The sequence below is a fragment of the Micromonospora sp. DT47 genome (genome assembly GCF_049844475.1).
GTDB lineage: Bacteria > Actinomycetota > Actinomycetes > Mycobacteriales > Micromonosporaceae > Micromonospora.
Genome location: NZ_JBNCLC010000004.1, coordinates 124,471 through 149,771, shown reverse-complemented (window position 1 = coordinate 149,771; position 25,301 = coordinate 124,471). Strand labels below are relative to the sequence as shown.

19 protein-coding genes are annotated in these 25,301 nt (G+C 73.9%); 11 read left to right on the top strand and 8 right to left on the bottom strand.

Annotated elements, in window-relative coordinates; all coding sequences use genetic code 11:
• The 3 genes from ACLQ2U_RS07815 to ACLQ2U_RS07805 form a co-directional block, all read right to left on the bottom strand.
• Entirely contained in the window at positions 1 to 1,785 is a 1,785-nt protein-coding gene (locus ACLQ2U_RS07815) for an N-acetylglutaminylglutamine amidotransferase (protein ID WP_425749876.1), read from the bottom strand.
• A gap of 202 nt (positions 1,786 to 1,987) precedes the next feature.
• Positions 1,988 to 2,650 carry a peptide-methionine (S)-S-oxide reductase MsrA gene (msrA, locus tag ACLQ2U_RS07810; RefSeq protein WP_425749875.1) on the bottom strand — a complete coding sequence of 221 codons (663 nt, stop codon included), beginning with the start codon at positions 2,648 to 2,650 and terminating at the stop codon, positions 1,988 to 1,990.
• 74 nt (positions 2,651 to 2,724) lie between these two features.
• Positions 2,725 to 3,150 (bottom strand): HIT family protein, encoded by a 426-nt coding sequence (locus ACLQ2U_RS07805; protein WP_425749874.1) that lies wholly within the window; start codon positions 3,148 to 3,150, stop codon positions 2,725 to 2,727.
• Between the two features lie 222 nt (positions 3,151 to 3,372).
• Here ACLQ2U_RS07805 and ACLQ2U_RS07800 point away from each other — a divergent pair, with 222 nt between their 5' ends.
• The 4 genes from ACLQ2U_RS07800 (at position 3,373) to ilvA (ending at position 9,089) form a co-directional block, all read left to right on the top strand.
• Positions 3,373 to 4,515 carry a cystathionine gamma-synthase gene (locus ACLQ2U_RS07800; RefSeq protein WP_425749873.1) on the top strand — a complete coding sequence of 381 codons (1,143 nt, stop codon included), beginning with the start codon at positions 3,373 to 3,375 and terminating at the stop codon, positions 4,513 to 4,515.
• Between the two features lie 16 nt (positions 4,516 to 4,531).
• Entirely contained in the window at positions 4,532 to 5,941 is a 1,410-nt protein-coding gene (locus tag ACLQ2U_RS07795) for an amidase (RefSeq protein WP_425749872.1), read from the top strand.
• Between the two features lie 536 nt (positions 5,942 to 6,477).
• Positions 6,478 to 7,872 (top strand): IS607 family element RNA-guided endonuclease TnpB, encoded by a 1,395-nt coding sequence (tnpB, locus tag ACLQ2U_RS07790; RefSeq protein WP_425749871.1) that lies wholly within the window; start codon positions 6,478 to 6,480, stop codon positions 7,870 to 7,872.
• On the top strand, positions 7,869 to 9,089 hold the full coding sequence (gene ilvA, locus ACLQ2U_RS07785) for a threonine ammonia-lyase (RefSeq protein WP_425749870.1): 1,221 nt from the start codon (positions 7,869 to 7,871) through the stop codon (positions 9,087 to 9,089). Before tnpB ends, ilvA begins: the two co-directional genes overlap by 4 nt.
• Before the next feature lie 63 nt (positions 9,090 to 9,152).
• On the opposite strand, the gene greA is transcribed toward ilvA, so the two are convergent.
• Both greA and ACLQ2U_RS07775 read right to left on the bottom strand, forming a co-directional pair.
• On the bottom strand, positions 9,153 to 9,653 hold the full coding sequence (gene greA, locus ACLQ2U_RS07780; protein WP_425749869.1) for a transcription elongation factor GreA: 501 nt from the start codon (positions 9,651 to 9,653) through the stop codon (positions 9,153 to 9,155).
• Between the two features lie 133 nt (positions 9,654 to 9,786).
• Complete coding sequence (locus tag ACLQ2U_RS07775; protein WP_425750129.1) at positions 9,787 to 10,221, bottom strand: DUF4307 domain-containing protein; 435 nt, start codon at positions 10,219 to 10,221, stop codon at positions 9,787 to 9,789.
• A gap of 132 nt (positions 10,222 to 10,353) precedes the next feature.
• Here ACLQ2U_RS07775 and mca point away from each other — a divergent pair, with 132 nt between their 5' ends.
• The 4 genes from mca to ACLQ2U_RS07755 all read left to right on the top strand — a co-directional run bounded on the left by mca (position 10,354) and on the right by ACLQ2U_RS07755 (position 16,593).
• The gene (mca, locus tag ACLQ2U_RS07770) at positions 10,354 to 11,235 is read left to right on the top strand and encodes a mycothiol conjugate amidase Mca (RefSeq protein ID WP_425749868.1); all 882 of its coding nucleotides are present in this window, start codon (positions 10,354 to 10,356) and stop codon (positions 11,233 to 11,235) included.
• A gap of 49 nt (positions 11,236 to 11,284) precedes the next feature.
• Entirely contained in the window at positions 11,285 to 11,578 is a 294-nt protein-coding gene (locus ACLQ2U_RS07765; RefSeq protein WP_425749867.1) for a hypothetical protein, read from the top strand.
• A gap of 241 nt (positions 11,579 to 11,819) precedes the next feature.
• Positions 11,820 to 14,288: a putative bifunctional diguanylate cyclase/phosphodiesterase gene (locus ACLQ2U_RS07760; protein WP_425750128.1), complete on the top strand. Its 2,469-nt coding sequence runs from the start codon at positions 11,820 to 11,822 to the stop codon at positions 14,286 to 14,288.
• Positions 14,289 to 14,556: 268 nt separating this feature from the next.
• Positions 14,557 to 16,593 carry a thioredoxin domain-containing protein gene (locus ACLQ2U_RS07755; protein WP_425749866.1) on the top strand — a complete coding sequence of 679 codons (2,037 nt, stop codon included), beginning with the start codon at positions 14,557 to 14,559 and terminating at the stop codon, positions 16,591 to 16,593.
• Between the two features lie 9 nt (positions 16,594 to 16,602).
• On the opposite strand, the gene ACLQ2U_RS07750 is transcribed toward ACLQ2U_RS07755, so the two are convergent.
• Together ACLQ2U_RS07750 and ACLQ2U_RS07745 are read right to left on the bottom strand one after the other, a co-directional pair.
• Entirely contained in the window at positions 16,603 to 17,253 is a 651-nt protein-coding gene (locus ACLQ2U_RS07750) for a pyridoxine/pyridoxamine 5'-phosphate oxidase (protein ID WP_425749865.1), read from the bottom strand.
• Positions 17,254 to 17,265: 12 nt separating this feature from the next.
• A complete protein-coding gene (locus ACLQ2U_RS07745; RefSeq protein ID WP_425749864.1) occupies positions 17,266 to 17,838 on the bottom strand; it encodes a PadR family transcriptional regulator in 573 nt (190 codons plus the stop codon).
• A 98-nt stretch (positions 17,839 to 17,936) separates the two neighbouring features.
• Here ACLQ2U_RS07745 and ACLQ2U_RS07740 point away from each other — a divergent pair, with 98 nt between their 5' ends.
• From ACLQ2U_RS07740 to purE, 3 genes are all read left to right on the top strand, one after another.
• On the top strand, positions 17,937 to 18,413 hold the full coding sequence (locus ACLQ2U_RS07740; RefSeq protein ID WP_425749863.1) for a hypothetical protein: 477 nt from the start codon (positions 17,937 to 17,939) through the stop codon (positions 18,411 to 18,413).
• Between the two features lie 146 nt (positions 18,414 to 18,559).
• Positions 18,560 to 19,735, top strand: a complete 1,176-nt coding sequence (locus tag ACLQ2U_RS07735) for a 5-(carboxyamino)imidazole ribonucleotide synthase (protein ID WP_425749862.1) — start codon at positions 18,560 to 18,562, stop codon at positions 19,733 to 19,735.
• A complete protein-coding gene (gene purE / locus ACLQ2U_RS07730) occupies positions 19,732 to 20,223 on the top strand; it encodes a 5-(carboxyamino)imidazole ribonucleotide mutase (protein WP_425749861.1) in 492 nt (163 codons plus the stop codon). Before ACLQ2U_RS07735 ends, purE begins: the two co-directional genes overlap by 4 nt.
• A 63-nt stretch (positions 20,224 to 20,286) precedes the next feature.
• On the opposite strand, the gene ACLQ2U_RS07725 is transcribed toward purE, so the two are convergent.
• Positions 20,287 to 25,182, bottom strand: coding sequence for an SCO7613 C-terminal domain-containing membrane protein (locus tag ACLQ2U_RS07725; RefSeq protein WP_425749860.1), 4,896 nt, complete (start codon positions 25,180 to 25,182; stop codon positions 20,287 to 20,289).
• Between the last annotated feature and the right edge of the window lie 119 nt (positions 25,183 to 25,301).

Here is a 25,301-nt window from a genome sequence, read left to right as displayed (position 1 = left end):
TCAGTCGATTCCGTGGCTCTGGAGCCACATTTCCAGGAGTCCCAGTTGCCACAGCTTGTTTCCGTTCAACGGGGTCAGTTCGGCGTTCGGGTCGGCGAGCAGCGCGTCGACGTAGTCGGCGCGGAACAGGTTGCGCCGCCGGGCCGCGGGCGCGGAGAGCGCGTCGCGTACCCGGTCGAGGAGCTTTCCCTCCAGGTGGGTGAGGCCCGGCACCGGGAAGTAGCCCTTGGGCCGGTCGATCACCTCGTGCGGCAGGACCCGGCGGCCGATCTCCTTGAGCACGCCCTTGCCGCCCTGGGCCAGCTTCAGCTCGGGCGGGCAGCTCGCGGCCAGCTCCACGAACTCGTGGTCCAGGAACGGCACCCGGGCCTCCAGCCCGTGCGCCATGGTCATGTTGTCCACCCGCTTCACCGGGTCGTCGGTGAGCATGACCTGGGTGTCGATCCGCAGGCCGGCGTCGACCGCGGTCTGCGCGCCGGGCCGGCCCAGGTGCGCGGCCACGAACTCCCGCGCCGGATCGCCGTCGGCCAGCCAGGCCGGGTCGAGGACCCGGGCCAGGCCCGCCGCGTCCCGGTCGAAGAACGCCTTGGCGTACGTCTCGAGCGCCTGCTCCCGGTCGGCCCCGGCCAGCGGCGGGTACCAGTGGTAGCCGCCGAGGATCTCGTCCGCGCCCTGGCCGGACTGGACCACCTTGACGTGCCTCGACACCTCCTGGCTGAGCAGGTAGAAGGCGACGCAGTCGTGGCTGACCATCGGCTCGCTCATCGCGGCGACGGCCGCCTCCAGCGGCGGCACCAGGTCACCGGTGGGCACCTTGATCTGGTGGTGGTCGGTGCCGAACCGCTTCGCCACCAGGTCGGAGTAGACGAACTCGTCGCCCTCCCGGCCGCCGACCGCGTCGAATCCGATGGAGAAGGTGGAGAGCCCGGACTGGCCCTCGCCGGCGAGCAGCGCGACCACCAGGCTGGAGTCCAGCCCGCCGGAGAGCAGCACGCCGACCGGCACGTCGGCGACCATCCGGCGGCGCACCGCCGTGGTCAGCGACTCCAGCAACGCGTCCTGCCAGTCCTTCCCGGACCAGTCGGCCCGCTCGGCGGCCCGGGTGAAGGAGGGGTCCCAGTAGACCCGCTCGTGGGTACGGCCGTCCGGCTCGTAGACGCGGACGGTGGCCGGGGGGAGCTTGGTGACGCCGCGCAGGATGGTCCGCGGCGGCGGCACGATGCTGTGGAAGCTGAGGTAGTGGGTGAGCGCCACCGGGTCGATCGAGGTGTCGACGCCGCCGCCGGCGAGCAGGGCCGGCAGGGTGCTGGCGAAGCGCACCACGCCGGGCGTCTCGGCCAGGTAGAGCGGCTTGATGCCGAGCCGGTCCCGGGCCAGTACCAGCCGGCCGCTGTCCCGCTCGCTGATCGCCACGGCGAACATGCCGATCAGGTGGTCGACGAAGTCGAGCCCCCACTCGGCGTACGCCTTGAGCACGACCTCGCTGTCGCCTGAGGAGAAGAAGCGGTGCCCCTTGGCCTGCAACTCCTCGCGCAGCTCGCGGTAGTTGTAGATGCAGCCGTTGAACACGCCGCTGAGCCCGGCGCCGGCGTCGACGAGCGGCTGTCCGCTCGCCGGGGAGAGGTCGATGATCTTCAGCCGTCGGTGCCCGAGGGCCGTCGCGCCCTGGGACCAGACCCCACTGTCGTCGGGCCCCCGGTCGCTCATCGTGGCCGCCATGCGTTCCACCGCCGCCACATCGGCGCGTGAACCGTCACGGCGGAACTCTCCCGCAAGTCCGCACATGCCAGGCAATGCTGCCAGAGCTGGTTGCAGTTCGCCTGTTGAACCGATGTCGGTGGAGTTACGTCCTTGCTAGGATGTGCGCCACTCATCGACCGGCCGCCGTCGGCCCCGACTTTCCTGCCGGGGCGCCGCCCGGTGCCCGAATCGAACCGGGCCCGCGGTGTGACAAACACCGCAGGCCCGGAAACGGACATCAGGTCGGTCAGCCGGCGGTACGGGCCACCCCGACCGGGCAGCTCAGCCCGTTGGGGCCGGCGTTGCAGTACCCGTTCGGGTTCTTCGTCGGGGCCAGGTACTGCTGGTGGTAGTCCTCGGCGAAGTAGTAGTCACCCAGGGGCGCGACCTCCGTGGTGATCTCGCCCTTGCCGGCCCGCGCCACGATCGGGGCGAACGCGTCCCGGGACGCCAGAGCGGTGGCCAGCTGCTGGTCGGTGGTGGTGTAGACCGCCGAGCGGTACTGGGTGCCCGCGTCGTTGCCCTGGCGCATGCCCTGAGTCGGGTCGTGGTTCTCCCAGAACACCTTGAGCAGGTCCTCGTAGCTGATCCTGGTGGGGTCGTAGACCACCTGGACCACCTCGGCGTGCCCGGTCATCCCCGAGCAGACCTCCTCGTACGTCGGGTTCGGCGTGACGCCGCCCGCGTAGCCGGCGGACGTGGTGAGCACGCCCGGCAGGGTCCAGAACAGCCGCTCGGCACCCCAGAAACACCCCATGCCGAAGACCGCGACCTGGGAACCCTCCGGGAACGGGCCTTTCAGCGTCGACGGCAGCACCTCGTGCCGGTCACCGATCGGCATCGCGATCGGCCGGCCCGGCAGGGCCTGGTCGGGGGTGGGCAGCTCGGCCTTCATACGGCGAAGGAACACGGTGGGACTCCTCTCGTACCTCTCCCAGCGTGCAACGCCGGCGGTCCCGGCTTCCTTACCCGCCCCCCGCGAACTCAGGCTCTGGTGGGCGCCAGCGCGGCGGCCAACCGTCGGGCGTGCTCCTCGGCCTCGGCGTCGTCCGCGTAGCGGGTGCGGGGCCAGAAGAAGCCGCGCAGGCCGTCGCCCCTGGTCCGCGGCACCACGTGGGTGTGCAGGTGCGCGACGGACTGGGACACCTTGTTGTTCATCGCCACGAACGTCCCGCCGGCCCCCAGGCCGGACTCCACCGCCACGGCGAGCCGCTGGACCAGGCCGAAGTAGCCGGCCAGCGCCTCCGTCGGCAGGTCGGTCAGGGTGACCAGGTGGGTGCGGGGCACCACCAGCACGTGCCCCTTGAAGACCGGCCGGGTGTCCAGGAACGCCACCCCGTCCGGCTCGTCGGCCACCCGGAACGCCGGCACCTCGCCGGCCACGATCCCGCAGAACACGCACCCGCTCACCCGGTCAGGTTAGGCGCCCGGTCGCCAGGTCACCGTGCGGCGTCAGTCCCAGCTCTCGCCGCCGTGGGGGAGCGCGGCGCACGCAGGTGCGCGGCGTCGCCCATCAGGGCCACCGGGCTGTGGTGGTCGAGGTCGAGCAGGACGCCCTGGTGGCCCGGGTGCGTTGTGACCCGCGCCGGGGTTCCGCCCGCCTGGCCGTACCGGCGGACTAACGTCTCGGGAATGAGTCATGGCTTCGAGACGCTCGCCATCCACGCCGGCCAGGCCCCGGAGGCCCGCACCGGCGCGGTGATCCCACCGATCTACCAGACCAGCACCTACGCCCAGGACGCGGTCGGCGCGCCCCGGCAGGGCTACGAATACAGCCGTTCCGGCAACCCCACCCGCGACGCGCTCCAGGAGTGCCTCGCCGCGCTGGAGGGCGGACCGGTCGGGCTCGCCTTCGCCAGCGGCCTCGCCGCCGAGGACACCCTGCTCCGCACCGTGTGCAAGCCGGGCGACCACGTGGTGATCCCGGACGACGCGTACGGCGGCACGTACCGGCTCTTCGCCCGGGTCGCCGAGCGCTGGGGGCTGGACTACACCCCGGCGAAGGTCTCCGACACCGACGCGGTCCGGGCCGCGATCCGCCCCGGCACCACGAAGATCGTCTGGGTGGAGACGCCGACCAACCCGCTGCTCGGCATCGCCGACATCGCCACCCTCGCCGCCGTCGCGCACGACGCCGGCGCGCTGCTGGTGGTCGACAACACCTTCGCCTCGCCGTACCTGCAGCAGCCGCTCGCGCACGGCGCGGACGTGGTGGTGCACTCCACCACCAAGTACGTCGGCGGTCACTCCGACGTGGTCGGTGGCGCGCTGGTCGCCGCCGACGCCGGCCTCGGCGACGAGCTGCGCTACCACCAGAACGCGATGGGCGCGATCAATGGCCCGTTCGACGCCTGGCTCACCCTGCGCGGCATCAAGACCCTCGGGGTACGGATGGACCGGCACTGCGACAACGCCGAGCGGATCGCCGCGTACCTGGACGGGCACGCCAAGGTCGGCCAGGTCATCTACCCGGGACTGCCCTCGCACCCGGGTCACGAGGTGGCCGCGAAGCAGATGCGCCGGTTCGGCGGCATGATCTCCTTCCTCGCCGCCGGCGGCGAGGAGCACGCCGTGGAGATCTGCAACCGGTCCAAGCTCTTCGTGCTCGCCGAGTCGCTCGGCGGCGTGGAGTCCCTGATCGAGCACCCGGGACGGATGACACACGCAAGTGCTGCCGGCTCGCCGCTTGAAGTTCCTGGCGATCTCGTGCGACTGTCTGTCGGCATCGAGACGGTCGACGACCTGCTCGCCGATCTGGAGCAGGCGCTGGGCTGACCGCTGGCTGGGGAGGGTGGCCGTGCAGGACATCATGCCGACCTGGGTGGGGGCGACCGCCAAACAGATCGCCCGGGGCGTACGCCGGGGCGACGTCTCCGCCACCCAGGTCGTCGCCGACCACCTCGACCACATCTCCCGGGTCGACGCCGACCTCGCCGCGTTCCGCACGGTGCGCGGCGGGGAGGCGATCACCGAGGCGGAGAAGGTCGACGAGCAGGAGGACCTGGCCAACCTCCCGCTGGCCGGGGTGCCGGTCGCGGTCAAGGAGAACACCGCCGTCGCCGGGCTGCCCACCTGGAACGGCTCGGCGGCGGTGCGTACTCCGGTCGCCGAGGCCGACCACGAGGTGGTCCGGCGGCTGCGCGGCGCCGGCGCGGTGATCCTCGGGGTGACCCGGATGCCGGAGCTCGGCCTCTGGGGCATCACCGACGACGAGACCGCGGTCACCCGCAACCCGTGGGACCTCCGGCGTACCCCCGGCGGGTCGTCCGGCGGCGCGGCCGCCGCCGTCGCCGCCGGGCTGGTGCCGATCGCGCACGGCAACGACGGCCTCGGTTCGATCCGTATCCCCGCGGCCTGCTGCGGGCTGGTCGGGTTGAAGCCCGGCCGGGGCGTGGTCCCCTGCCAGCTCGGCGCGGAGGACTGGTTCGGCCTCACCGAGCACGGCATGCTGACCACCACCGTCGCCGACGCCGCGGTCGGCTTCCAGGTGCTCGCCGGCCGCCGCCAGGAGAAGCTCGTCCCGCCGCCGCGGCTGCGGGTGGGCGTCTCACTCCGCTCCCCGGTGCGCGGCGTGTCGCCGGACGCGCCGAACCGGGACGCGGTCGCCGCCGCCGGTCGGCTGCTCGCCGCCGCCGGGCACGACACCGTCCCCGCCGACCCGGTCTACCCGACCGCGCTCGGCCTGCAGGGCATCGCCACCTGGTTCGCCGCGGCCGCCGCCGACGTGCGCGCGGCCGGCGTCGCGCCGCGCCAGCTCCAGCGGCGCAGCCGCCGGCACGTCGCGCTGGGCGAGTGGGCGCAACGGCGCGGGTACGTCCGGGAGGCCGACCGGGCCGCCTGGCGGGAGCGCTCGATCGGCTTCTTCGCCGACCACTCGGTGGACCTGCTGCTCACCCCGGCGCTGGCCGGCCCGCCGCCGGAGGCGGCCAGCTGGTCCAGCCGCTCCTGGCTGGCGAACATGAAGGCCAACATCCGGTACGCCCCGTACGCCGCGCCGTGGAACATCGCCGGCCTGCCGTCCATCGTGGTGCCGGTCGGCCGGCGCCCCGACGGCCTGCCGGTGGCGGCGCAGCTGATCGGCCCGCCCGGCTCGGAGCTGCTGCTGCTGGGCGTGGCCGGGCAGTTCGAGATGCAGGCCCCGTGGTCCCGGCACGCTCCCGGCTATCCCCGGGTCGGAACGGGGTCGCCGGCCGCCGCATGACTCCGCCGATCTTGCATTCTCCATCGATTGGAAGCCCGGTATTGCGCTTATGTCCTGGGCCGGAGCTGCAAGATCGCGCATGCTGGGCCGGTTGTGGACGATGGCCGACTCTGGTGTCAGTTACCAGGCGAGCAATGAGCGAATCTGTCACTAGGCCCGTGCAGGCGGTGACGCCTGATCAGCGATGACCTGGACCGGCAGGTCGCCTTCTTGGTCTCGTGGCTATCCGTCAGAATCTCGAGGTGAGCGGGTGGTCAGCTCGACAATGCAGGTGGTTCGCGTTTTGCCGCATCCAGGAGTATCGAGGATCGTGGTGAAGTGTCGGGGACCGGTTTGCGTGCTTCGGAATGAGGCATGCCGTGCTGCTCCGGTGGAGACAGGGACGTCCCGTGCTGGTGATCGATTCGGCCGGGGTTGGCGACGATCTCGTCGGCGGGCGTGGCCCTGGAGCCCAATGGAACTGCTCACACGGATCTTCGGGCAGGGTTCGGGTCCGCCCGGTCCAGTTCGTCACGGCACAAAGGGGGTGTATCGGAGTGAGGACAATCCAGGCGTATCGGTTCGCGCTTGATTTGACCCCGGCGCAAGAGCGAGCCGTTCTCGCGCATGCGGGGGCGGCGCGGGTGGCCCACAACTGGGCACTGGCCCATGTAAAGGCGGTCATGGATCAACGGGCCGCTGAGCGCTCCTATGGCATTGACGCTGCCAACCTCACTCCAGCGGTCGGCTGGTCGCTTCCCGCATTGCGCAAGGCGTGGAATGAAGCTAAGGCGACCGTGGCCCCGTGGTGGAAAGAATGTTCCAAGGAGGCCTACAACACCGGCCTGGACACCCTGGCTAGAGCATTGCAGAACTGGTCTGATTCGCGTTGCGGTGGACGCGCCGGGCGGCCGGTTGCGTTCCCTAGGTTCAAGTCGCGTCGCCGATCGACGCCATCAGTGCAGTTCACCACTGGGGTGATCCGCGTTGAACCAGACCGGAAGCATGTCGTGCTTCCCCGGCTCGGCCGGCTCAAGCTACACGAGTCTGCCCGCAAGTTGGCCCGCCGGGTGGACGCGAAAACGGCCCGAATCCTGTCTGCGACGGTACGCCGTGACGGCGGCCGCTGGCATGTTGCCTTCTGCGTCGAGGTCGACCGCGCGGACCGCATCCCGACGGGGCCGAACGCGACAGTGGGGGTGGACGTGGGCCTGCGGCACCTCGCGGTGCTGTCGACGGGCGAACTAGTGCCAAACCCGCGCCACCTCGATACCGCCGGGCTGCGGACGCGGCGCCTTCTCCGACGGATGTCCCGCAGAGTTGGCCCGGACCGGCGGACAGGACGACATCCGTCGAACCGGTGGGAGGCGACCCGCGCCCAGGTGGCCCGGGCACACTCCCGGGTGGCGAACCTGCGCCGCGACGGACTCCACAAGCTCACCACCCGGCTGGCCAGCGAGTACGGAACGATCGTCATTGAGGACCTGAACGTAGCGGGAATGCTGCGCAATCGGCGGCTGGCTCGGCACATCGCCGACGCCGGATTCGCCGAACTGCGCCGGCAACTGGCCTATAAGACCAGGTGGTACGGGGGCCGACTCATTCTGGCTGACCGCTGGTACCCGTCCTCGAAGACCTGCTCGGGCTGCGGCACGGTGAAAGCCAAGCTGGCCCTGTCCGAGCGCACCTACACCTGCACCACATGCGGCCTGGCCTTGGACCGGGACTTGAATGCCGCACGCAACCTTGCCGCGCTCGCGCGTGAGGTCACAACCGCCGGGAGTGGCTCGGTGGCTGGACGTGGAGCCAACCGTAAGACCCGATCCAGTGGGCAGAGGGCAATGAAGCGTCAACCCGGCGCCGCCAAGGCGGGTCAGACCGGGACCGTCCCACCGCAAGGCGGGACATCCCACCACGGACTTGTCAAAGTCCACCGAGAGGAAACGGCATGACGGAACTGGTCGGTCTCGCCGACGTACGGGCCGCGCGGGAACTGCTCGCCGGTGTCACCCGGACCACCCCGCTGGAGCCCTCCCGGCCGTTGAGCGCCGCGCTGGGCGGGCCCGTGTGGCTGAAATGCGAGAACGTGCAGCGCGCCGGGTCGTACAAGGTGCGTGGCGCGTACGTCCGGATCTCCCGGCTGTCCGGGGAGGAGCGGGCCCGCGGTGTGGTCGCCGCCAGCGCCGGCAACCACGCCCAGGGGGTGGCGCTCGCCGCCGGCCTGGTGGGCACCCGCGCCACGGTCTTCATGCCGGTGAACGCGCCGCTGCCCAAGGTGGCGGCCACCAAGGGGTACGGCGCCCAGATCGAACTGGTCGGCAACACGGTGGACGAGTCCCTGGTCGCCGCGCAGACCTACGCCGAGCGGACGGGCGCCGTGCTGATCCACCCGTTCGACCACCGGGACGTGATCGCCGGCCAGGGCACCGTGGCGCTGGAGATCCTCGAGCAGTGCCCGGACGTCAAGACCATCATCACCGGGGTCGGCGGCGGTGGCCTGATCTCCGGCCTGGCGGTGGCCGCGAAGGCACTGCGCCCGGACGTACGGGTGATCGGGGTGCAGGCGGCCAGCGCGGCGGCCTTCCCGCCCTCGCTGGCCGCCGGCGAGCCGGTCCGCCTGCCCGCCTTCTCCACGATCGCCGACGGCATCGCGGTCGGCTGCCCCGGCGAGCTCACCTTCACCCATGTGCGCAAGCTCGTCGACGAGATCGTCACCGTCTCTGAGGAGGACATCTCCCGGGCGTTGCTGATGCTGCTGGAACGCGGCAAGCAGGTGGTGGAGCCTGCCGGCGCGGTGGGCGTGGCGGCGCTGCTGGCGGGGGCGGTGGAGGTGGAGGCCCCGGTCGTGGCGGTGCTCTCCGGCGGCAACATCGATCCGCTGCTGATGCTGCGGGTGATCGAGCACGGTCTGGCGGCGGCCGGACGCTACCTGCGGGTCACCGTGCGCTGCACGGACCGGCCCGGTCAGCTCGCCTCGCTGCTGACCGAGATCGCCGAGCACCGGGCGAACGTGGTGGACGTCGAGCACCAGCGGGCCAACCCGCACCTGCGGCTCGGTGAGGTGGAGGTGGCGCTCTCGGTGGAGACCCGGGGCGTCGAGCACTCCGACACGCTGATCAGCGCCCTGCGGGCGAGCGGCTACCAGGTGGTCTTCGCGGCCGAGGCGTGACACCGCTGGGGTGTCACGCCTCGGACGTACGCGATGTCCGCCGGGTCGCCGGCGGCGCCGGCCTCAGCCGGAGAAGGGCTCGAAGCTGACCACGGTCACCTTGATGTCCGCGCCGCTCGGCGCGGTGTAGGTGCAGGTCTGGCCGGGCCGGCCGCCCAGGATCGCCTTGCCGAGCGCCGACTCCGGGCTGTAGACGGTCAGGTCGGTGGTGGAGGAGATCTCCCGCGAGCCGAGCAGGAACGTCTCGGTGTCGTCCTTGTCGTCGTCGAAGTAGATCGTCACCACCATGCCGGGCGACACCACGTCCGCCGTCGGCGCCTCGCCGACCTTGGCGGTGCGGAGCAGCTCCTTGAGGTAGAGGATCCGCCCTTCGGCCTTGCCCTGCTCCTCCCGGGCGGCGTGGTAGCCACCGTTCTCCCGCAGGTCGCCTTCCTCGCGCCGGGCGTTGATCTCGGCGGCGATCGCCGGCCGGTTGGCGATGTGCTCGTCGAGCTCGGCCTGGAGGCGGTCGTGCGCGTCCTGGGACAGCCAGGTGGCGGGCGCCTCGTTGTCATTGGTGGACACAGGCGTACTCCTCGGTAGTGCGGAACTGGCTGACAGGTGAACCACCGATCTTACCAGTGAGGCGCACTCCGGGGGGTCGTCGATCACCGGGGGTACCGGGCCTGGTGACCGTTTCGCGCTGGTCAGGCCGGAATCAGCCGGCGGCGCGACAGCGCAGCACCTCGCCGACGAAGGGGCGCCCGGTGGTGGCGATCCGGTGCCGGGCGGTGAGGTGCCGCTCACCGGGGCGCGCGGTCACCGTGACCTCCTCCTTGCCCACCTCGGCGCCGTCGCGGGAGCGCGCCCGCAGCAGGCAGACCGCCGAGCCGCCCGACGGCACGGTCACCCGGAAGTCGACCCGCATCCCGGTGTCGGTGACGTCGGTGTACGTGATCACCTCGGGGTCGTACGTCGGGTCGCCGTAGCGGGTGTAGAGCTGCGCCGCGACCAGGGTCATCCCGGCGACCAGGGCGGCCGTCAGCAGCCAGGCCAGCAGCGGACGGCGCCGCCCCGGCTCCCGGCGGCGGCCGTACCGACCGGGCGGGAACACCGGCGCGCCCGGAGGAATTGTGGCGTGCGTCTCGGTCACCGGCGGGTATCTCCTGGCGTTGTTGTCGGCGGCATCGGCAAGAATGGCAGAGTCCATCTTCCCAGCCCGGAGCTGATCAGATAATGGCAGGTCAGTTCCGATGTCGGCGGGCACAAACGAGGAGCGCCGAAGTTGGCAGAGCAGCTGCGTTTCATGGCCGTGCACGCGCACCCGGACGACGAGTCCAGCAAGGGCGCCGCGACCATGGCGAAGTATGTCGCCGAGGGGGTGGACGTCCTGGTCGTGACGTGCACCGGCGGTGAGCGCGGCAGCGTGCTCAACCCCAAGATGGACCGGCCCGACGTCTGGGCCGACATCGCGGAGATCCGCCGCGCCGAGATGGACGCCGCCCGGGCGATCCTCGGCGTCGAGCAGGCGTGGCTGGGGTTCGTCGACTCGGGGCTGCCCGAGGGCGACCCGCTGCCGCCGCTGCCGGAGGGCTGCTTCGCCCTGCAGGACGTCGAGGTCGCGGCAGGGCCGTTGGTGCGGCTGATGCGGGAGTTCCGTCCGCACGTCGTCACCACGTACGACGAGGAGGGCGGCTACCCGCACCCCGACCACATCATGACCCACAAGGTGACCGTCGCCGCCTTCGAGGCGGCCGGCGACCCGGAGCGCTTCCCCGAGCTGGGCGCGCCCTGGCAGCCGCTGAAGCTCTACTACGACATCGGCTTCTCCAAGGCCAAGATCATGGCGCTGCACGAGGGCATGCTCGCCGCCGACCTGGAGTCGCCGTACGAGGAGTGGCTCAAGCGCTGGGAGGACCGTCCCGACAAGGGCCCGCGGATCACCACCCGGGTGGAGTGCGCGGAATACTTCCCGGTCCGCGACGACGCGCTGCGCGCCCACGCCACCCAGATCGACCCGGACGGCTTCTGGTTCCACGTGCCGATGGATCTCCAGAAGCGGGCCTGGCCGACGGAGGACTACCAGCTGGCCCGCTCGCTGGTCGACAGCCCGCTGCCCGAGTCCGACCTTTTCGCCGGGGTGCGCGAGACCGCCCATGCCCGTTGACCGGGCCGCAGGGCTACGCTGAAACCCCACCGCACATCGGAGAACCACCATGCTGACCACTGCCCAGGTGCTCGCGGAGAACAACTTCGGGGACACCCGCTCGGGTGGTCTGGCCGGGCCGATGGGCCTGTTCCTCATCGTGCTCCTGGCCACCGCCACCGTCCTGCTGATCCGCAACATGAACTCCCGGCTGCGCCGGCTGCCCGACCAGTTCCCCCAGCAGGGGCCGGCGGCCGACCCGGACCGGGCCGACGCGTCCACCGTCGATCCGGCGGACGACGCGTCGACGCAGGAATCCCGTACGAACTCCCCCAACGGCCACCAGCAGCACCGGAACGGGTAGTCGGGGCATGATTCACGCCGATCCGGGTCGTCGCCCCCTGTTGCGGCAACCCGGATTGGCTTAGCCTTCCGCCGGGGGGACGAAAGTCCCTGAGCCGTGCGCGGAAGGGGGGCGCCATGACCGCCGCAGCTGCGTCCGCGCACCGCGCCACCCGGGCACCGGCGGACGGAGCGAGCCGGTGACCTCCGGCAGGGCCGGCGATCCGACCGACCGGTCCGACACCCGCGGCACGCCGCCGCGGGTGCTCCTGCTCACCGCCGCCGTCACGTTCACCGCCCTGGCGGCGGTCCTGGTCGGCCTGACCGTGCCGGCGGCTCTGCCGCCCGACGACCCTCTTCCCGGTCCGGCCCGGTTCGGGATCGCGGTCGCCGCGTTCGCGGTCGCCCAACTGGCCCGGCTGCGGTTCCGCACCGCCACCGGCATGGTCAGCATCACCTGGGGCGAGGCCGCGCTGATCATCTGCCTCTACCTGGTCCCGGCCGGCTGGCTGCCGGCCGCCGCGCTGCTCGGCGCCGGCTCGGCCTGGACGGTCATGTCGCTGGCCGCCGACCGGCGACCGCCACTGGAGGTGCTCCGGATCGCGGCGTCGCTGACCGCCGCCACCGCGCTCGCCGTGGCCGTCGCCACCGGGCTCGGTGAGCCGCTGCTCTCCGCGCCCACCCCCGGACTGGCCCTGGCCCTGATCGCCGGCTCGGTGACGTACCTGTCCGCCACCGCCTCGCTGGGCGGCGCCACCCTGGCGCTGCGGCACGGCGTGGCGATCGGTCCGCCGGTGCTCGCCGCGCTCCGCGGCAAGCTGCTGATGTTCGTCGGCAACGTGGCGGTCGGCCTGGTCGTCGTCGCGCTGGTGGAGATCGACGCCCGCTGGCTGCTGCTCCTCCCGCCGCTGCTCTGGCTGCTCCAGCAGACCTACCGGCACCGGCTCCGGGCCGACCAGGAGCGGCGGACCTGGCGCGCGTTCGCCGAGGCGACCGCCGCGCTCAACCAGCTCGACGAGCGCGGGGTGGCCACCGCTGCGGTGACCGGCGCGCTGACCCTCTTCGGTGCCGAGCTGGTCGACGTGGACGTGGCCCGGGGCGACGGCCGGTGGCGCCGCTACCGGGGGGACGCCTCCGGCCAGGTGCGCGACCGGGAGGTCGAGGCGCCCGGCCGGCCGGTGGAGGTGGAGCATGAGCTGACCCGTCCGCTGGCCGTCGGCGACGTCCAGGTCGGTGAGCTGCGGGTCCGGTTCCCCGCCTCCGCGCCGCCCAGCGTCCGGGAGCGGGACGCCGTGGCGGCCTTCTCCGACGCGTTGGCCGCCGCGCTGCACGACGCGGCCACCCATCGGGAGCTGCGGCTGATGAGCGCGCGGTCGTCGTACGACGCGGTGCACGACGCGCTGACCGGGCTGGTCAACCGGGCGGCCATGCTCAGCAAGGGCGACCAGGCGCTGCGGCAGCTCGCCCACGACCACCCGGTGGCCCTGCTGCTGCTGGACATCAACCAGTTCAAAGAGGTCAACGACACCCTCGGGCACGCGGCCGGCGACCAGCTGCTCCGGCTCACCGCGAACCGGTTGGGCGCCATGGCCCGTCCGGGCGACCTGCTCGGGCGCCTCGGCGGGGACGAGTTCGCCCTGCTGCTGACGTCGGTCCCGGTGATCGGGGACCAGACGGCCCCGATGGCGTACGCGCTGCGCCAGGCCCGGGAGATCGCCGAGCGGCTCGCCGCGCCGACCGAGGTGGCCGGGGTACGCATGTCCGTCGAGGTCTCGGTGGGCGTGGTGGTGGCCGGCGCCGGCAGCGCCGACCTGACCGAGCTGCTGCGTCGGGCCGACATCGCCATGTACCAGGCGAAGGAGGGCGGCGGCAGCGTCGCCGCGTACGACACCTCCCGGGACGCCGCCAGCACCGACCAGCTGGCCCTGCTCGCCGAGCTGCGGGAGGCGCTGGCCGCCGACGACCAGCTGGTGCTGGCGCTGCAGCCCGCGGTCGACCTGGCCACCGGCGCGCCGACCGGGGTGGAGGCGCTGATCCGCTGGCGGCACCCGCGGCGCGGCTGGCTGGGCCCGGCGGACTTCATCCGCCCGGTGGAGAACAGCGAGCAGCTCGGCACCTTCACCCGGTACGTGCTGGACAAGGCGCTCACCGTGGCCGCCGAGTGGGCCCGGGACGGCCTGGACGTGCCGATCTCGGTGAACCTGTCGGCGCGCAGCCTGCTCGACCCCCGCCTGCCGGCCGACATCGCCGAGGCGCTGCGCCGGCACCAGGTGCCGGCGCGCCGGCTGGTCCTGGAGATCACCGAGACAGTGGTGATGAGCGAGCTGGAGGTGATCGACGAGGTGCTGGGCACGCTGCGGTCGATGGGCGTGCAACTCGCCGTCGACGACTTCGGCACCGGCTTCTCGTCGCTGACCTTCCTGACCCGGATCGCGGTGGACGAGCTGAAGGTGGACCGCTCGTTCGTGATCCGGATGGCCGACTCCCCGGAGGCTGCGGCGATCGTCCGGACCACCGTGGGGCTCGCCCACGAGCTGGGGCTGCGGGTGGTCGCCGAGGGGGTGGAGACCGCCGAGCAGCGGCTCGCCCTGGCCGAGCTGGGCTGCACCGCCGCGCAGGGCTACCACTTCTTCAAGCCGATGCCGGCGGACAAGATCGGCGCGGTGCTCGGCACGCTGCGCGACGCGGCCGAGTCGAACGTCTTCCCGCTCCGCGCCGACGGCGCCTCCTGAGTCCAGTGTGGCGTATCCGCCCTTGAGGTCGGCCGGGCGGAACACCCGGCCGCCCAGGCGGGCGGCGAGCAGCGCGTCGAGCTGGGCCGGCCCCTGCCCGGTACGGCTGCTGAAGCCGGTCTTGAGCTCCAGCTTGAGGTGCAGCGGCCCGGCACCCGGGTGGGCGCCCAGCCAGAGCCGGATGTCGTCCAGGCAGTACGACGGAAGGCTCCGTAGCGGCGGGGCGGTTGCCCCGGCGGGGTCGACCGGGGCTGGATATGGTCGTCGGGTGAATCGACTCGCTGGCGCCACCTCGCCCTACCTGCTCCAGCACGCCGACAACCCGGTGGACTGGTGGCCCTGGTGCGACGAGGCGTTCGCCGAGGCGAAGCGGCGGGACGTGCCGGTGCTCATCTCGGTCGGTTACGCGGCCTGCCACTGGTGCCACGTGATGGCCCACGAGTCGTTCGAGAACGAGCAGGTCGGCGCGCTGGTCAACGAGGGCTTCGTGGCGATCAAGGTGGACCGCGAGGAGCGGCCGGACGTCGACGCGGTCTACATGACCGCCACCCAGGCGATGACCGGGCAGGGCGGCTGGCCGATGACGGTCTTCGCCACGCCAGACGGCACCCCGTTCTTCTGCGGCACCTACTTCCCGCGACCGAACTTCGTCCGGCTGCTGGAGTCGGTCGGCACCGCCTGGCGGGAGCAGCGCGAGGCCGTGCTGCGCCAGGGCGCCGCGGTGGTCGAGGCGATCGGCGGCGCCCAGGCCGTCGGCGGCCCGACCGCCCCGCTCACCGCCGAACTGCTCGACGCCGCCGCCGACCAGCTCTCCCGGGAGTACGACGAGACGAACGGCGGCTTCGGCGGGGCGCCGAAGTTCCCGCCGCACATGAACCTGCTCTTCCTGCTCCGACACCACCAGCGCACCGGCTCGGCGCGGAGTCTGGAGATGGTCCGGCACACCTGCGAGGCGATGGCCCGCGGTGGCATCCACGACCAGCTCGCCGGGGGCTTCGCCCGATACTCGGTGGACGCGCACTGGACCGTGCCGCACTTCGAGAAGATGCTCTACGACAACGCCCTGCTGCTGCGGGCCTACACTCAGCTCTGGCGGCTCACCGGCGACCGGCTGGCCCGGCGGGTGGCCCGGGACACCGCCCGGTTCCTCGCCGACGAGCTGCACCGCCCCGGGGAGGGCTTCGCCTCCGCGCTGGACGCCGACACCGAGGGCGTCGAGGGGCTCACCTACGCCTGGACGCCGGCTCAGCTGGTCGAGGTGCTGGGGGAGTCCGACGGCCGCTGGGCCGCCGACCTCTTCGCGGTCACCGAGTCAGGCACGTTCGAGCACGGCACGAGCGTGCTGAAGCTGGCCCGGGACGTTGACGACGCCGATCCCGCCGTGCGCGCCCGCTGGCAGGAGGTGGTGGGGCGGCTGCTGGCCGCCCGGGACACCCGGCCGCAGCCGGCCCGCGACGACAAGGTGGTGGCCGCCTGGAACGGCCTGGCGATCACGGCGATCGCCGATTTCCTCCAGGTCGCCGCGGTGTACGCGTCCCCCGACGACGAGGACGCGAACCTGATGGACGGGATCGCCATCGTCGCCGACGGGGCGATGCGGGACGCGGCCGAGCACCTCGCCGCCGTGCACATCGTGGACGGGCGACTGCGCCGTGCCTCCCGGGACAAGGTGGTCGGCGAGCCGGCCGGTGTCCTGGAGGACTACGGCTGCGTGGCCGAGGCGTTCTGCGCGATGCACCAGCTCGCCGGCGAGGGACGCTGGCTGGAGCTGGCCGGCGGGCTGCTCGACGTCGCGCTGGCCCGGTTCGCCGCCCCGGACGGCGGCTTCTACGACACCGCCGACGACGCCGAGCGGCTGGTCGCCCGGCCGGCCGACCCGACCGACAACGCCACCCCGTCCGGGCGCTCGGCGATCGTGGCGGCGCTGGTGGCGTACTCCGCGTTGACCGGGGAGGGCCGGTACCGGGAGGCGGCCGAGACGGCCCTGTCGACCGTCGCGCCGATCGTCGGCCGACACGCCCGGTTCACCGGGTACGCGGCGACCGCCGGGGAGGCGCTGCTCTCCGGGCCGTACGAGATCGCGGTGGCCACCGGCGACCCGGCGGCGGACGCGCTGGTCGCCGCCGCCCACCGGTACGCCCCGCCCGGCGCGGTGGTGGTGGCCGGCCGGCCGGACCAGCCCGGGGTGCCGCTGCTCGCCGACCGGCCGATGGTCGACGGCCGGCCCACCGCGTACGTCTGCCGGGGGTTCGTCTGCCAGCGGCCGGTGACCTCGGTCGACGACCTGGTCGCCCAGCTGGGCTGACCGGGTGGCTCACGGCCAGAGCAGCTCGCGCTCCCATCCGTCCGGGGTACGCCGGTAGCGCAGCCGCACGTGCCGGCGCTCCCGGTCGGCCTGCCAGAACTCGACGGTGGTCGGGGCGACGGCATAGACCGTGTGCGCCTCGGCGACCAGGTCCGGGTCGGCGGTCAGCCGGGCGCGGACGGCCGACAGCTCCCGGTCCAGCTCGGCCCGGTCGGTGAGGACCGCACTCTGCCGCCCGGCCAGGGTGGCGACCCGGGAACCCTCCGGCCGGGCCCGGAAGTCCGCCCGGGACACGGTCGGGTCGGCGGCGCGGGCGGTGCCACGGACCCGGACCTGGCGGCCCTGCTCCCGCCAGTGGAAGCTCAGCGCGACCCGGGGCTCGGTGGCGAGCTGCCATCCCTTGGCGCTGACCGAGCTGGTGGCGAAATGCCAGCCGGTCGCGTCGAGGTCCTTGAGGATCAGCACCCGGGCGTCGGGGGCGCCGTCGGCGTCGACCGTGGACAGCGTCATGGCGTGCGGCTCGTCCACCCCGGCGTCGACCGCCTCGGCGAGCCATCCGGCGAAGAGCGCGATCGGCTCGGCCGGCGTGGCGGTCGGGTCGAAGGACGGCATCGGGTGCGCCAGCACCGGCAGGGCGCGGAGGGTCTCACGGGTCGTCATCCCAGGATGATCTCAGCCGTCGGTGGCCGCGGCGGCGCCGCTCCCGCCGGCCGCCGGGCGCAACGCCGCCGGCAGCGCGTCGAACCACTCCAGCACCGCCCGCTCGTACGCCAGCCCGAAGCGCAGGGTCGCCACCGAGTACGGGTCGACGTCGTCCGCCTCCGGCGGCAGCGCCGCCGCGACCTGCTCGTAGCCGGCCAGCCGGGCAGCGTGGGTGGCCCGGTGCGCGGCCAGGTACTCGGCGAGCCGGTCCGGCGGCAGGTGCCGCCCGAAGAGCACGGTGATCAGCAGGGGGAATCGGATGGTCTCCTCCGCCGGCGGCTTCGCGGCCCATTCGGCGAACGCGGCGCGGCCGGCGTCGGTGATCTCGTACGGCTGGCGGTCGCGGCGCCCCCGTTCGCCGGCCCGGACCAGTCCGGCGGCGGCCATCGCGGTCAACTCCCGGTAGACCTGGCTCTGGGTCAGCGACCAGAACGCGCCGATCCGCTGCTGGGCGTACTCGACCAGGTCCCAACCGGTCATCGGCCCGTCATGCAGGAAGCCCAGCAGCGAGGCGGCGGTGGCGTTCAGCGGCCGGTCCGGCATCCGTGTGTTCTCCTTCAAGTAGCTTGACATCCCATTGTGTCAGGTCGCACGATGAGAGCGTCGACCTCCCACAATGGGAGGTTCGGGGGAGGGGCGTCATGCACACACTTCTCGTCGTGGTCCACGCCGCCAGCGGCACCGCCGGGCTGCTGCTCGCCCTGCCCGTGCTGCTCGCGCCGAAGCGGCGCGGCCGGCACACCCTGCTCGGCCGGATCTACGCCGGCGCCGCCGTCGGGCTCAGCCTCAGCGCGTTCGGGCTCTTCGCCTTTGATCCGGCCCGGCTCTGGGGGCTCGCCGTGCTCGGCGCGCTGACCCTCGGCTGGCTGGTGGGTGGCCTCTGGTTCGCCCGCCGCCGCCCGCGTGGCCTCGGCGGCCGCGGCTGGCGGGTGTGGCACCTCAACCTGATGGGGAGCACGGTGATCGCCTTCGTCACCGGCTTCGCCGTGCAGATGACCGACGGCAACCTGGTCGCCTGGCTGGCCCCCACGGTGATCGGCTCCGCGCTGATCGCCCGGACCACCGCCCGCGAGATCTCCCGTGCCCCCCGCCGCATCGTGGTCAGCTCCGCCGCCTGAGCCCGGTCGTTCCCATTCCGCCGACGTGGCGGTGTCCGCGACCGTCCGACACCGCCACATCGGCCGATCTCCGGTCGCCCGGCCCGGGTGGCCGGATCGGCCCTCCGGGGTGGGGCCGGTGGCGGCCCGGATAGGCTGACGGCGCTATGGATTCCCGTACCGGTCTGCCCATCGTCGGCATGGTGGGCGGGGGCCAGCTGGCCCGGATGACCCACCAGGCCGCCATCGCCCTCGGCCAGTCGCTGCGCGTGCTGGCGCTCGCCCCGGACGACGGCGCGGCCCTGGTCGCCGCCGACGTCCAGTACGGCGACCACACCGACATCTCCGCGCTGCGAACCTTCGCCAAGGGCTGCGACGTGGTCACCTTCGACCACGAGCACGTGCCGACCGAGCACATCCGCGCCCTCGCCGACGAGGGGGTGAAGCTCTTCCCGCCCGCCGACGCGCTGCTGCACGCCCAGGACAAGCGGATCATGCGGGAACGGCTCGGTGAGCTGGGCGCGCCGAACCCGGCCTGGCGCCCGGTCGCCGTCCCCGCCGACCTGGTCGCCTTCGGCGAGCAGCAGGGCTGGCCGGTGGTGCTCAAGGCGGCCCGCGGCGGCTACGACGGCCGGGGTGTCTGGCGGGTCGACGACGCCGCGCAGGCCACCGAGCTGGCGAAGACCCTGCTCGCCGGCGGCACGTCGCTGATCGTCGAGGAGCGGGTGGCGCTGCGCCGGGAGCTGGCCGTGCAGGTGGCCCGCTCGCCGTTCGGGCAGGTCGCCGCGTACCCGGTGGTGGAGACGGTGCAGCGGGACGGGATCTGCGTCGAGGTGCTCGCCCCCGCTCCGGGCCTGCCCGAGGAGCTGGCGCTCGCCGCCCAGCAGCTCGCCATCGACCTGGCCACCGCGCTCGACGTGGTCGGCCTGCTGGCGGTGGAGCTGTTCGAGGTCGTCGACGCCGCCGGCCGGCCCGGGATCGTGGTCAACGAGCTGGCGATGCGCCCGCACAACTCCGGACACTGGACCATCGAGGGCGCCCGCACGTCGCAGTTCGAGCAGCACCTGCGGGCCGTGCTCGACTACCCGATGGGGGACACCTCGCTGACCGCGCCGGTCGTGGTGATGGCGAACGTGCTCGGCGGCGAGCCCGGCGGGATCTCGATCGACGAGCGGCTGCACCACCTCTTCGCCGCCGAACCGGGCGCCAAGGTGCACCTGTACGGCAAGCAGGTGCGCCCCGGCCGCAAGATCGGGCACGTGACCGTGCTCGGCGACGACCTGGACGACGTACGGGCGCGGGCCGCGCGGGCCGCCCGCTGGCTGCGGGAGGGGCACGAGTGAGCACCGTCGGGCTGATCATGGGCAGCGACTCGGACTGGCCGGTGATGAGGGCCGCCGCCGAGGCGCTGGACGAGTTCGAGGTGCCGTACGAGGTCAACGTCGTCTCCGCCCACCGCACCCCGGTCAAGATGATCGAGTACGGCCGGACCGCCGCCGGACGGGGCGTGAAGGTGATCATCGCGGGGGCGGGCGGGGCCGCCCACCTGCCCGGCATGGTCGCCTCGGTGACCCCGCTGCCGGTGATCGGCGTGCCGGTGCCACTGAAGTACCTGGACGGGATGGACTCGCTGCTCTCCATCGTGCAGATGCCGGCCGGCGTCCCGGTGGCCACCGTGTCGATCGGCAACGCCCGCAACGCCGGGCTGCTCGCCGTCCGCATCCTGGCCGCGGGCGACCCGACGCTGCTCAAGCGGATGGCCGACTACCAGTCGAGCCTGGAGGACCTGGTCGCCGAGAAGGACGCCGCCCTCCGCGCCTCCCTCACCTGACCCCCGGTCGACCACCGGCCCGCTCTGCGCCACCAGGCAGTCACGCCGCAGGGCCCCTCGAATTCATCTCATGCCGCGCAGCGCGGTCTGCAGCCGCTCCTGGGCCCGGCGACGCCGCTCGTTGCTCGCCCCCAGCACCAGCAGCACCAGCCCGACCGGGATCAGCACCAGCCACGGCCCGAGGCTGAACAGCGCGTGCACCGCCGCGATCGCGGTCACCGCCGCGCCGACGATCACCGGCGCCTGCTGCCGGCTGGTCGAGCCGAAGATCAGCACCGCCACCGCGCCGAGCAGCAGCAGCACCTGCCGCAGCATGCTGGAGTCGGTGGCCAGCACGATCGCCAGGGTGGGCACGAACGCGGTGACCAGCGCCGGCCCGTACGCCAGCCAGCTGGACATGTCCGGCCGGTGCCGCATCTCGAGCATCCCGACCAGCAGCGCGAGCGCCGCGAACGGCAGGGTGTACGCCTCGGGCAGCGCCACGTCGGCGACCCGCATCAGGATCCACCAGGCGGTGATCTCGCAGGCCACCACCGCCCAGAAGAGGATCTGCCGTTCCACCGGCCGGCGTCCGGGCCGGCTCGCGGCCACCCCGAGGACGGCGCCCCAGGCGGCCAGCAGGGCGGCGATGTGCCGGGGCGAGTCGTACGCCAGCGCCAGGGCGATCAGCGCGGCGGCGTACCCGCTCCACTCCACGGTGGCCGCCTCCCGTTGCGCCTCCGGGCGGCGCAGTCGCGGCAGGGAGGCCGCGAAGACCTGCAACGCCGCCCCGACGGCCAGCACCCCGAACGCCGACCAGACCGCGGCGAACCCGGCGACCAGGCCGGCGGTGAACACGAAGAGCTGCGCCATCAGCGAGGCGAAGAGCCAGCCGAGGATGCGGGCCCGCTGGGTGATGCCGAAGAGCGCGGCGACCGTGCCGACGCCCACCGCGCCGCCCAGCGTGAACAGGGTCAGCCCCCGGCTGGCGAGGCTGCCGGCCAGCCCGGCGCCGCCGGCGGCCAACCCGATGGCGAAGACCAGCACCCGGGCCACCCGCAACGACCGGGCCCGCTCGACCAGTGGCGGCGGCGGGGTCAGCGCGAGGCCGAGCATCGAGATGGTGAAGACCGAGAGCGCGGCCAGCGCGTTCTCCGGCCAGGCCCGGCCGAGGGCGATCGGGGTGATCAGCACCGTCACCGCGAGGCCGGGCAGCACCACCGGCACGGCCCGGGACCGCCGGCCGCCGCTGAACCCGGTGGCGGCCAGCGCCGCGGTCGCGGTGAGCAGCAGCGCGGTCAGCACGTGCGTCGGGTCCACCGCCTCGGGCGGCGGGGTGCGCAGCTCCGGCGGCGGCCCCTGCCAGACGTGGGCGAGCATCCGGTGCGGCTCGACCAGGGCGATGTAGAGCAGCGGCGCGAGCGAGGCCAGTGCCATCAGGGTCGGCAGCGCCGCCGCGGCGAGCGCCCCGGCGGCCGGGCTGATCCGCCAGCGGCGGTCCGTGCCGTCGTCGGGCAGCCGGCGCAGCGCCCCGTCCAGCAGCACCGTCCAGCGGCGTACCGGCTGGGCGGAGCCGACCGGTGGGACGGTTGCCGCCCGGACCAGCTCGGCGAGCACCCCGAGCAGCGCCGCCGCAGCGGCGAACACCCCGGAGGGGAGCCGGGACACGATGGCGCCCAGCGCGCTGACCGTCGCGCCGCCGACGATCGCCGCGCTCGCGTACGGCAGGTACTGCGGCACCTGCCGGCGGACGGCGGCCACCCCGGCGAGCCCGACGCTGGAGGCCGCCAGCGCCGCGGTGAGCACCACCTGGGCCGGGTTGCCGAACTCGGCGGCCAGGGCGGCCACCGCGCCGGGGAGCGCCAGCAGCGCGGCGCCCGCCGCGACGCCACCGATCTGCACCAGGTGCGGCGGCATCCCCTCGGTGTCGACGTCCTCCACCAGGGACGGCGCGAGCGTCCGGGCCAGGGCCGCGACCGTCAGTCCGATCAGCGCGATGCCGCCCAGCGCCAGCGCGGTCGTCCACGGGCGGACCAGCCCGGCCCCGGCCGCGTGCAGGGCGACCGCGCCGGCCACCGTGGCCCGGGACAGCCCGGCACGCGGGTCGGCCGAGGCCACCGCGGCCATCCCGAAGATGGTGGCGACCATCAGCCCTACCAGCACCGGCGACCACCAGGGCAGGTCGAAGGCGGCCGGCGCGCCGATCGTGGCGAGCACCGCGGCCGCCCCGGCGACGTCGTACTTCCAGGGCGGCGGCAGGAGGATCCCGGCGGCCACCGCGAGCAGCGCCAGGGCGACCGGGGCCTGCCAGGTCGAGCCGCCGGTCGGGGCGGCCGGCCAGCCGGTCAGGTCGCCGGCCCAGATCGGGCCGGGGGTGGCCAGCACGCCGACCCCGCCGCGCAGCGACGACCACGCGGCCAGCAGGCCGATCAGGGTGCCGCCGACGGCGATCCCCAGCACCGGCCCGCGCCGCCACTCCTCCGGCATCGCCCGGGCGGCGACCGCGACCACCAGCACCAGTCCGGCGGCCACCGCGAGCTGCCCGCCGGGGGAGATCACCGCGGCGATCCGGGCCAGCGTGGCAATCAGCGCGGCGGTGACCGCGGCGGCCGCCAGGTCGGCGCCGTCCAGGGCGAGGTCGGACCGGCGTCCCGCGTCGACCTGCCCGGCGAAGACCACCAGCAGGGTGGCGACCAGCAGCAGCCCGCCCACCCAGGCGTCGGCGGCGGTCCGGCCGGGGGCGAAGAAGGCGGCGCCGACCACCGCCAGCGCGCCCAGCGCGGTGCCGGCGGCGTGCGGCAGGCTGATGTGCCGCTGCGAGACCCGCACCATCGCGGCGTAGCCGAGGGTGACGCAGACCGCGAGGAAGCTGGCCGCCAGGATCGGCACGGTCAGCTCGCGCAGCACCGCCGGGGTCGGCGCCGGACCGGCCGGTTCGGTGGCGGCGACGAAGGCGGCCACCGCGCCGGGGAGCGCGAACGCGGCGCCGCCGGCGGCCCAGCCGGAGAGCGTCTCCGCGGCCGCCGGGGCGAGCCGCACCCGCGGGGCGAGCGCCACCAGCACCCCGGCCAGCATCAGGGTGACCAGCGCGGCGGCGGTCAGCGCGGGTCGGCTCAGCGCGGCGCCGGCGCCGATGACACCCACCACGGTCGCGGTAGCGGCGTGCACCAGGGCGGCGCGGGCGGTGGTGGCGGAGAGCCCCAGCACGCCGACGCCGACCGCGGCCAGCACCATCGGCCAGGGCGCCGCCGCCCAGCCGAGGCCGAACGAGGCCGGCACGGCGAGCGCGGTCAGTCCCGCGCCGACCACCGCGAACTCCCGGCGGATCTCCGGGGGCAGGGCCAGCACCGCGGCGATGGTCAACAGCAGGGCGCTGGCCGCGAGCTGCCAGTCGGCCGGGCCGACCGCCGCCGCGAGTTCGGCGGGGAACCGGTCCAGGCCGGCCGACCAGGCCGGCAGCGCGGCCTGGGCCGGGGCCAGGCCGGCGCGTAGGGCGCCGCCGGCCACCACCAGGCCGCTGACCGTGAGCGCCGCCGCCGAGGCGAACTGCGGCCCGCGCCGGGCCGCCTCCGGTACGGCCCGCACGGCCAGTCCGGTGAGCGTGATGACCGCGGCGATCAGCAGCAGGGCCCGGCCGGGGAAGGCGACCGAGGCGATCCGCCCCAGCGCGCCGATCACCGCCAGGGTGAGGATGCCCGCGCCCACGTCGGGCAGCGGCGGACGGCGCAGCATCAGCGTCCCGGTCAGGGCCACCGCCGCGGCCAGCAGCAGCACCGCGGCGGCCCCGGTGGCCCCGGGCGGGGTGGTCGCGCGCAGCAGCGCGGTGACCGCGTACGCCAGGGCGAGCGCGACAGCCGCGCCGTGCAGCACCCAGGTCAGCTGGGGCAGCCACGGCACCGGGCGTACGGTCTCGGCCGGGGCGGCGGTGGTGCCGAGCACCTCGTCGGACTCCTCGGGCGCCCCCTCGGGCCGGCCGTCCACGGCGCTGCGCTGCCGGGGTGCGGCCGGCGTGTCCGTCGCGGGCGGCGGGACGACCGGCCGTTCCAGGACCACCCCGGAGCGGGCCAGCCAGAGGTCGAGCACGGCGACCACGGTCAGCGCCAGGGCCCAGCCGCCCGGGCCGCTGACCCGGTCGTACGCGAACAGCGGCACCACCGGCTGGGCGGCGAGCACCGCCGCGAAGCGGGGCGCGCGCAGGCCGGTCCCGGCGGCGTACCCGAGGGCGACGGCGGCGGTGGCCGCGAAGATCACGCCGGAGAAGACCGCGCCGGTGGCGCCGCCGTTGCCGATCCGGTCCACCGCCCAGAGGGCGTACCCGGCGAGTGGCACCAGCAGCAGGCCGACGGTGGCGATCGTCTCGGCCGTGGAGGTGAGCCCGCGCCGGGCCAGCGCCGGCGGGGCGAGCAGCAGCAGCACGGTGGCGACGAGCAGGATGCCGAGCCGGGCCAGGGCGTCCATCGAGCTGGTGGCGACGGCGGCGAAGACGACCGCGGCCACGGCCAGCAGCAGCGCGCCCAGCCCGAGCGGGATGTTCTGCACCTCCCGGGAGGAGGCCTCCGGCGGGTGCTCGGGGTCGTCGACGTCCAGCCAGCTGGCGGTGGCGCGCGGGCGGGGCGGAAGGTCCTCGGGCCCGGGTGGGGCGGCGCCCTGCCGGGGCACCCGGGGTGGCGCGCCGGTGGCGGCGGTCGGCGGCCGGCGGCCGGGCTTGCGGCGCAGCCCCCGGCGGGGGCGGGTGGGCTGCCAGATCCGTTCCTCACCGGCGTGGGCGAGGATGTCCCGCTGGAAGAGGGCGGCCTGCATCTTGGCGGCGATCTGCCGCTGCTCGCGGGCGATCTCGGCGTCGCGCGCCTTCATCTCCGCGATGGAGCGCTCGATCTCCGCCAGGTGTTCGTGCCACTGCGGCTGGTCGACGTCGCAGTGCGGGCAGCGGGCGGCCGGCTTGATCTCCCGGCCGCACGAGGAGCACTGAAAGCTCTGCACGACACCCCTCCACCCGGCCGGCCCGCACTGTGGACCCTCACTGTCGCAGCATGCCTTGAGCCGGCGTGGATTTCGACACCTGGCGCTCCGTTCCGGGCAACAAAAACGCGCCGGCCGGG